Below are 7,276 nucleotides of genomic sequence, written 5' to 3' on the forward strand. Positions count from 1 at the left end.
TCTGCTAATTTCTCTCCAAATTTCGGATCATCAATTCCTAATGCTAGCAAACCTTTTGTCCATGCCTCTTTTCGATAAATCGGAATAATCTCTCTCATTTTTGGAAATGAAGCATGCTCTTCAAGAAATTCTCCCCACAGTCCTTCGAATGGATTAATGCCAATCATTTTCGTAAAAGCATAGGTATCATATCCTTCATATAGAGCTCTTGCCTCTTTGCGAACCGCTTCTTCTAAATGTTCGGCAGAAATATTAAATTTTTCTTCTGCAAGCTTGCATGTCTTTAAAAAAGCGTCTTGCACACTTTTTTTATCCCATAACAACGTGTCATCTAAATCAAATAGAATTGCTTTAATTGTCATTCTCCACGTTCTCCTTTTTTATGTAAGCGATGATTTATTGAAAAATTACTTTTTCAAATAGAATAAAAGAAAAAGTTACCTTCTTTAATAGATTACAAACGTTTTACGATTACGTAAACCCTATATTTAAATAAAAAGGATTCTGCAATCTTTATGCAAAATCCTTTTAACAGTACCTATCCAGTACATTAATATTCTAAAATATCATTTGCGTTTTTTTATAAAAACGACTTTTAAATAATTACTCTCTTTTACATCTTTTATATTGGCAAAATCATTTGGTAAGCCAAATTGCTCTAAAATTTGATATCTGTCTTTTTGATGGGAAAAGGCTGCATCGATAAAGCTTTTGAATTTTTTCATATCAATAGTAGCACAATTAGTGGAAGCGACAATGATTCCATCATTATTAGTAATCGCAATTGCTTCCTTAAGTAAATTTGTATAGTCTTTTGCTGCTCGAAAAGTATGTTTTTTGGAACGAGCAAAGCTTGGTGGATCCAGAATGACCATGTCAAAGGAAAACTGTTTCTTTACTGCATACTTAAAATAATGAAAAACATCTTCTACTATAATGTTTTGACTCGTTAAATCTATTTCATTTAGTAAGAAGTTATCTGCTGTTTTTTGTTTGGAGCGATTCGCTAAATCAACACTTGTTGTTGATTTACTGCCACCAACTGCTGCGGCCACGGAAAATGCACCAGTATAAGAGAAGGTATTTAGAACGTTTTTACCATGCGCATATTTTTCGCGAATGGTTCTACGCACATCTCGTTGGTCTAAAAAGATCCCTGTCATAGCTCCTTCGTTTAAGTTTACCGCATATTTAACACCATTCTCTAATACGGTAATGGGAAACTCCCCTCTTTTGCCGCTCACAAAATCATCATCTTCTAAATAAGTTCCTTTTTGATCAAATCTTTTTTTCTCGTATATCCCGTCCACATCTAATAATTGCTGTAACGATTCTACAATCCAGCTTTTGTATTTATAAATTCCAATACTGTACCATTGTATTAAAAGATATTTGTTATAAGAATCCACAGTGAATCCACCAATTCCATCCCCTTCTCCATTAAAAATACGAAAAGCTGTAGTATTTGTATCTTTAAAATAGGAAACTCTTCTATCAATCGCATTCTTCAATTTCCTTTTAAAAAATGAAGCATCAATAGGAATGTTTTGCTCTCTCGATAAAATCCAGCCGATTCCTTTATTTTGAATGGCATAATATCCTCTGCCAATAAACTTATTCCTTTTTGTTACGACTTCGATTATTTGCCCTTCTTCTAGACTGTTGGTAGATGCAATAGCGTCTTTATATAATAAGGGATTACCATTTAGGAGGTTTTTTTCATACGGAGTTTCAATTTGTACTGTTACAATATCCATTTTGTCACCTTTTACTTTCAGAGCTGATATTTTATTTCTTTTTCTATTATACATGAAATGATGATAGACGCTAGTGCTAGAGGGTATTCACATAGATAGGCATCCTATAATTAGCAGGATGCCTCTGTTTCTTTTATTTTGCGGTAATGATTTCATCTACAATCCCATAACTTTTTGCTTCTTCTGCACTCATAAAGTAATCTCTTTCTGTGTCATGTGCTATTTTTTCAATAGACTGACCTGTTTTATCTGCAATAATCTGATTTATATGACTTTTAAGCTTCACTATTCTTCTGGCAGAAATTTCTATTTCTGTTGCTTGCCCCTTTGTACCACCTAATGGCTGATGAATCATAATTTCACTATTCGGCAAGGCATATCTTTTTCCTTTCGCGCCAGCAAGGAGCAATAACGCACCAAAGGAGGCTGCCATTCCTGTACAAATCGTACGAACATCTGGTTTGATATAGTGCATCGTGTCAAATATAGCAAAGCCAGCTGAAGTTGATCCTCCTGGACTATTTATATATAAGGAAATATCTTTATCTGGATCCTCGGCCGCGAGAAATAACAATTGTGCGACAATATTATTGGCGACAGCATCATTGATTTCATCGCCTAGCATGATAATTCTGTCCTTCAATAATCTTGAATAGATGTCATAGGATCTTTCTCCACCTGATGATTGTTCAATTACATATGGAATCGTGCTCATTTTTTTCGCTCCCATTTTAATAAAGTGTTTAAGCTGCCATAAGCATGGAATGATGTGACGGATATTTTTTCACTTGTTTCGCTAATACGCTTTCCTTATAGATGAAGTTAAACAATATAGCTGGATCTTCCTTTTTTAAAACTTCATAATAGAGGTAACTAAGTGCATCTCTATTTTCTTCTAGATGAAGTTTTCCAGAAGAGCCATCTTTTTTTAATTGAGTTCTTGCCCGAAATAAAACTGATTTAGCTGCAGTCTCACTCATATTTAGTTGCTCGCCAACCTCTTTCAAACGAAATTGAAATCCTTCCACAAGCATATATACGATACCTTGTTTTAATGTCAGCTTTTCAGCAAGATATTCAGCAAGTATCATGGAAGTTAAACTATTTTTTTCTATTCCTATTTCTTTTGCTTGGATGCCAATTAGGTCTTTCTTTTTTCTTTGCTTATCGATTCGCTTATTTCTGGCTATTTTTTTTAGTAATGCCGGTGTAATATCTTGCTCTTTATAATTTTCTATCGCTTTTAAAAGAGAATCTTGGATTAAATCTTCCCGTTCCCATTTGTCCATCGAAAGATATTGACAATAAAGGTCGAGTTTTCGATACAGTTCGTTTATATCTGGTAGTTCCCCTCTCATCCTTTCATCCCTCCTTTGGCTGTTTATATATTAAACGTTTGAAAAAGCAAAAAAGATACGGGGATAATACATTTATTTCTTTTCATTTTTGCTTTCTTCTAATCGATACTTTTTTCCATTCTCATTTTCTGCCGTTTCATCATCTAGGTTCATTGATGCAAGCAACTTTCTTGCTCGGTCTTCCATCATGTTATAGCTTTGCCACTTTACATCTCTTTTTTCAAGAAGTTCTTTTTTTGCGAGTAATACATGTTTTATGCTATTCATTTCTCGATTTCTTTCGTAATAATTCATTAGAACAGGAACTGTAGAAAGGGATAGTGATTCAATATATTGTAAATCGATTAAATTTGTCTCTTCAAATCGCTCTAAATTTTTACTAACGATAAATCGATCCACATCAATTACATTAAGCCCACAGTAATATAACAATGCAAGCAGCAAAAAAATGCGCATAAGCTGAATTTTTTCTATCCAAATCTTAATCATCGTAAAAGCAAATAACACTGCTAATAGGAAAATAAAGGAATGGGAAAACAATCGTAAATATGTGTAGCCGTAAGCCTGTTCATATAAGCTTAATCGCAAATGTGCAGATAAAAGAATTATAAAACTGAAAATAATTAGTAAGGATAAACTAGTTTTTATTAAGATGGTTCTACTTTTACTAAATCTATTGACTAATAAGGTGATTGAGATATTAATAATCGTTACAATAATCAACTCAAAAAATCCTCTTTTTGCATAAGTTGCATAGGTAAAACCATTCATTAATACATCATTAAAAAAATATTGAAACTCAAATATTGTATAAAACAAATACAATCCATTTATAGAAATTAAAATTGTTAATAAGGTCGCTTGTTCCCAACTCCTATTTATTTCCTTTTTATCTTTCAAAATTATAACTGACTTCTTGCTAATTGTTTTTATCCATAGTACTAAAAAAACAAATACTAAGAGGATACGGAGGAAAATACTTATTTTATCTATATTAAACGATACAAGATGTGTAATCATTTTTTCAATCAAAATGCTAAAATACTGGTCTGATGAACTTAAGAGAAAAATTAAGACAAATAATATTGGTAATACGATAACAATTCCTAATAATATTCTTTTTGCTATAGCATAATTCCTTTCATTCTCATATTCCTTTATCCTTTTTCGCACAAGTATTGAAAGATACCTACTAAATTTAAATAAGGAGGAAAATTTCTTTTGCATGTACCAAAGGAATTCAACATTGCTCCAACTAAGAAAAGATGGACTTGTGATTAGAATTGTATGTACACCTATTAACAGAAAGATGACCAACAGATTAACAGCATAAAAAGGTGGATTTGCAACGAAAACGAAAGACAAAGTTAAAGTCCAAATACATATAAAAATATAAATTCCAACGATTCGATGTGTATGAGTCTCCTTTTTCGTCATGTAAAAATAAAAAACATAATAAGCGACAACAAAAAAGCTAAGAGAAATACCAATTTTCTCTGTAAATAATGTCACTTCTGCAAAAATGGCAAGCAATAAACATCCGATAAAATAAAAACTATTTTTCTTATTCATTTCCATCTTCTCCTTTACATAGAAATTCTATATAGTTATTTAAAAAAATAACACCATTATACAAAGTAATTCTAGGTAGAATAAAGAAGAACAACTTAAATAGACTTCGTTGTTCCAAAGCGAAATGCGAGAAAACATATTGGGTACAAAATAATCGTAAATGCGATACAAATCAAGATAAATTCAGGTGTAAGTAATGGATCAAAAAAGGTTATGGGAATAATGTTGAAAACAACTGAGCACATTAACATAATATTCGGAATTAACGAGATACAAAACGTTTTCATTAATAATTTTTTACCACCAAGTCCAAATTCCTTCCCGACTTCATACCCTAGTAAGAGCCAAAAAAATAAATAGAGCACAATAAGAAAGAATGGAATACTAGTAAGAAATAACCATAATCTACTAATGATTGGATTCGAAATGTGATGGTAAATAATCGTTAAACCAATCCCACCTGTAAAGAATATTAAATTTGCCAAAAAGAAATTCCATTGCGTATTCTTTGCTGTCATGGTTAGTTCTTCTTGATATAATGCAGCAATTTCTTGAGGTGTGCCTAACTTTTCTACCGCGATAAGGATTGCTTCTTTTACCGTGCACTGCTCGCTTAATAGAATATCTTCTAGCAAATCAGTGAGATGATGCTCATATTCCATGCATATCTCCTCTGATTGATTATGGTTCTTTAATAACTCTCGAAGTTGTTTCATAAAGGAATCTTTTGAATAAATCATAGCCCTTTTCTTCCGATCACTTTATCTATGGTTTGCACAAAATTTTTCCATTCAGTGGTCTTTTGCTCCAAGATTTGAAGACCTGTCTCTGTTATTCGATAATATTTTCTCGCTGGCCCTTTTTCTGATTCTTTCCAAAATGGTTCTACATATTCTTGTTTCTCCAATTTATGTAGGGCAGGATATAAGGTCCCTTCTTTTACCTGTAAAGAGTAGTCGCTTCTCCTCTCCATCTCTTTAACAAGTTCATATCCATACATTTCTTTTTCTGCTAAAAGCTGGAGCAGGATTAAGGAGGTACTCCCTTTTACCAATTCTCTGTTAAACATTTTTTCACCTACCTAGAATTAAAATGTACTATAGGTAGTATTTTAGCGTCCAAACCTATATAATGCAATATTTTGCTACAATTCCTTCCACTAATTTTTCCCTACAATCTTCTTGTGGTACTATATAATCCACAAGTTCTTTACTATTCATAAGGTGAAAGGTGTTTTATTTCATGGTAAAAACGCATAAAAAAGAAACTACTTCACATTTAATAATGCGATACTTCATGCTCACAATTGGGGCTGGTTTTGCAGCAATCGCTATTGATTTATTCTTAGCTCCAAATACGATTATTGATGGCGGTGTCATCGGGATTTCCTTAATTCTTAAATATAGTTATGGTCTAAGCTTTGGAGTCCTAGTGTTCATTCTCAATCTCCCTTTTTTATATGCGGGCTATAAATACATTGGGAAGAACTTTTGTATTTCTTCCCTTTATTCGATTATAATGCTCGCTATTATTGAATTTTTGCTCGAACATTTTGAGCCAATAACTACACAGCCACTACTTGCAACAGTTTTTGGTGGATTATTGCTTGGGGCTGGTGTAGGGATTGTCATTAGAAATTCTGGTGCGTTAGATGGCACAGAAATACTTGGAATCCTCCTCACTAAAAGAATCCCGTTTTCCGTCGGAGAATTTGTGATGTTTATAAATGTCTTTATTTTCTCCTGGGCAGGGTTCGTATTAGGCTGGGAACAAGCGATGTTCTCCATCCTTACCTATTATATTGCGAGTAAAGCGATTGACTCTGTTATCCAAGGCTTTGATGATACAAAAGCTGCAATGGTTATCTCTGATGAATATGAAGAAATTGCACAAGCCCTTTCTGATCGTTTGGGCAGAGGGGTAACAAAGCTTAAAGGAAAAGGCGGCTATTTGGATCAAGAGAAGGAAGTATTGTATGTAGTATTTACACGATTAGAAGTAGCTAAATTCCGAAGTATCGTCCAAGAAATCGACCCAAATGCTTTTATTACGATTATGGATACACAGGAGGCTCATGGCGGGAAATTTTCTAAGTCTGCGATTCATTGATTTTTTACAGAGCACCTCATCCATAAATAACCACTATGAGAAAGGAGCTTTATTTAAGAGAAACATTGATGATAATATTTATTATGTTTTTTTCAAAGAGATAACGGATTCATTAGAAAAAACTTTAGAACAACAAATATTTTATTCCCTATTATAAAAATAGTCGAAGTAAAAACAACTCATACTGTAGGCAAAACCCTTGTAATTAGAGATTTTGTCTACTGTTTATTTATATGGTTATGGTACTCTCTCATACAGATGTTGATTGGCTACAGGGGTTTCACGTTCCATGACACAAGTGTTATGCAGGTTCACAGCTCACTGACCCATAATGTGAGTACTCGAAACGTCCATAGTTACTCTCTATCATTCGTTTGGTATTTATAATTATAATGAGGATGAGGCTGGGACTAAATATTTCAACCAACAATAAACACGAACTATAATGTAATTATATTATATAAAAGTTCGTGTTTGTTT

At 32.9% G+C, this 7,276-nt stretch carries 7 protein-coding genes and 1 pseudogene; 1 reads left to right on the forward strand and 7 read right to left on the reverse strand.

The genetic code is table 11. From position 1 onward, the window contains the following. The 7 genes and pseudogenes from ADJ83_RS03880 to ADJ83_RS03910 form a co-directional block, all read right to left on the reverse strand. Positions 1–362: pseudogene (locus tag ADJ83_RS03880) on the reverse strand (HAD family hydrolase); the annotation flags it as partial. A 204-nt stretch (positions 363–566) separates the two neighbouring features. Next, positions 567–1,757 carry a class I SAM-dependent rRNA methyltransferase gene (locus ADJ83_RS03885; protein ID WP_031536781.1) on the reverse strand — a complete coding sequence of 397 codons (1,191 nt, stop codon included), beginning with the start codon at positions 1,755–1,757 and terminating at the stop codon, positions 567–569. A gap of 133 nt (positions 1,758–1,890) precedes the next feature. Next, entirely contained in the window at positions 1,891–2,472 is a 582-nt protein-coding gene (gene clpP / locus ADJ83_RS03890) for an ATP-dependent Clp endopeptidase proteolytic subunit ClpP (RefSeq protein ID WP_031536780.1), read from the reverse strand. Between the two features lie 28 nt (positions 2,473–2,500). Then, positions 2,501–3,115: a sigma factor-like helix-turn-helix DNA-binding protein gene (locus tag ADJ83_RS03895; RefSeq protein ID WP_031536779.1), complete on the reverse strand. Its 615-nt coding sequence runs from the start codon at positions 3,113–3,115 to the stop codon at positions 2,501–2,503. Between the two features lie 72 nt (positions 3,116–3,187). Further along, positions 3,188–4,687, reverse strand: a complete 1,500-nt coding sequence (locus ADJ83_RS03900; RefSeq protein WP_031536778.1) for a DUF4153 domain-containing protein — start codon at positions 4,685–4,687, stop codon at positions 3,188–3,190. A 95-nt stretch (positions 4,688–4,782) separates the two neighbouring features. Continuing rightward, positions 4,783–5,427, reverse strand: a complete 645-nt coding sequence (locus ADJ83_RS03905; protein ID WP_031536777.1) for a hypothetical protein — start codon at positions 5,425–5,427, stop codon at positions 4,783–4,785. Further along, positions 5,424–5,756: a PadR family transcriptional regulator gene (locus ADJ83_RS03910; RefSeq protein WP_031536776.1), complete on the reverse strand. Its 333-nt coding sequence runs from the start codon at positions 5,754–5,756 to the stop codon at positions 5,424–5,426. The genes ADJ83_RS03905 and ADJ83_RS03910 overlap by 4 nt, the downstream gene beginning before the upstream one ends. Positions 5,757–5,929: 173 nt before the next feature. Between ADJ83_RS03910 and ADJ83_RS03915 the strand changes: the two genes are divergently transcribed. Further along, a complete protein-coding gene (locus tag ADJ83_RS03915) occupies positions 5,930–6,796 on the forward strand; it encodes a YitT family protein (protein ID WP_031536775.1) in 867 nt (288 codons plus the stop codon). Positions 6,797–7,276: the final 480 nt, after the last annotated feature.

The sequence above is a fragment of the Bacillus sp. 522_BSPC genome, from assembly GCF_001076885.1.
GTDB lineage: Bacteria > Bacillota > Bacilli > Bacillales > Cytobacillaceae > Niallia > Niallia hominis.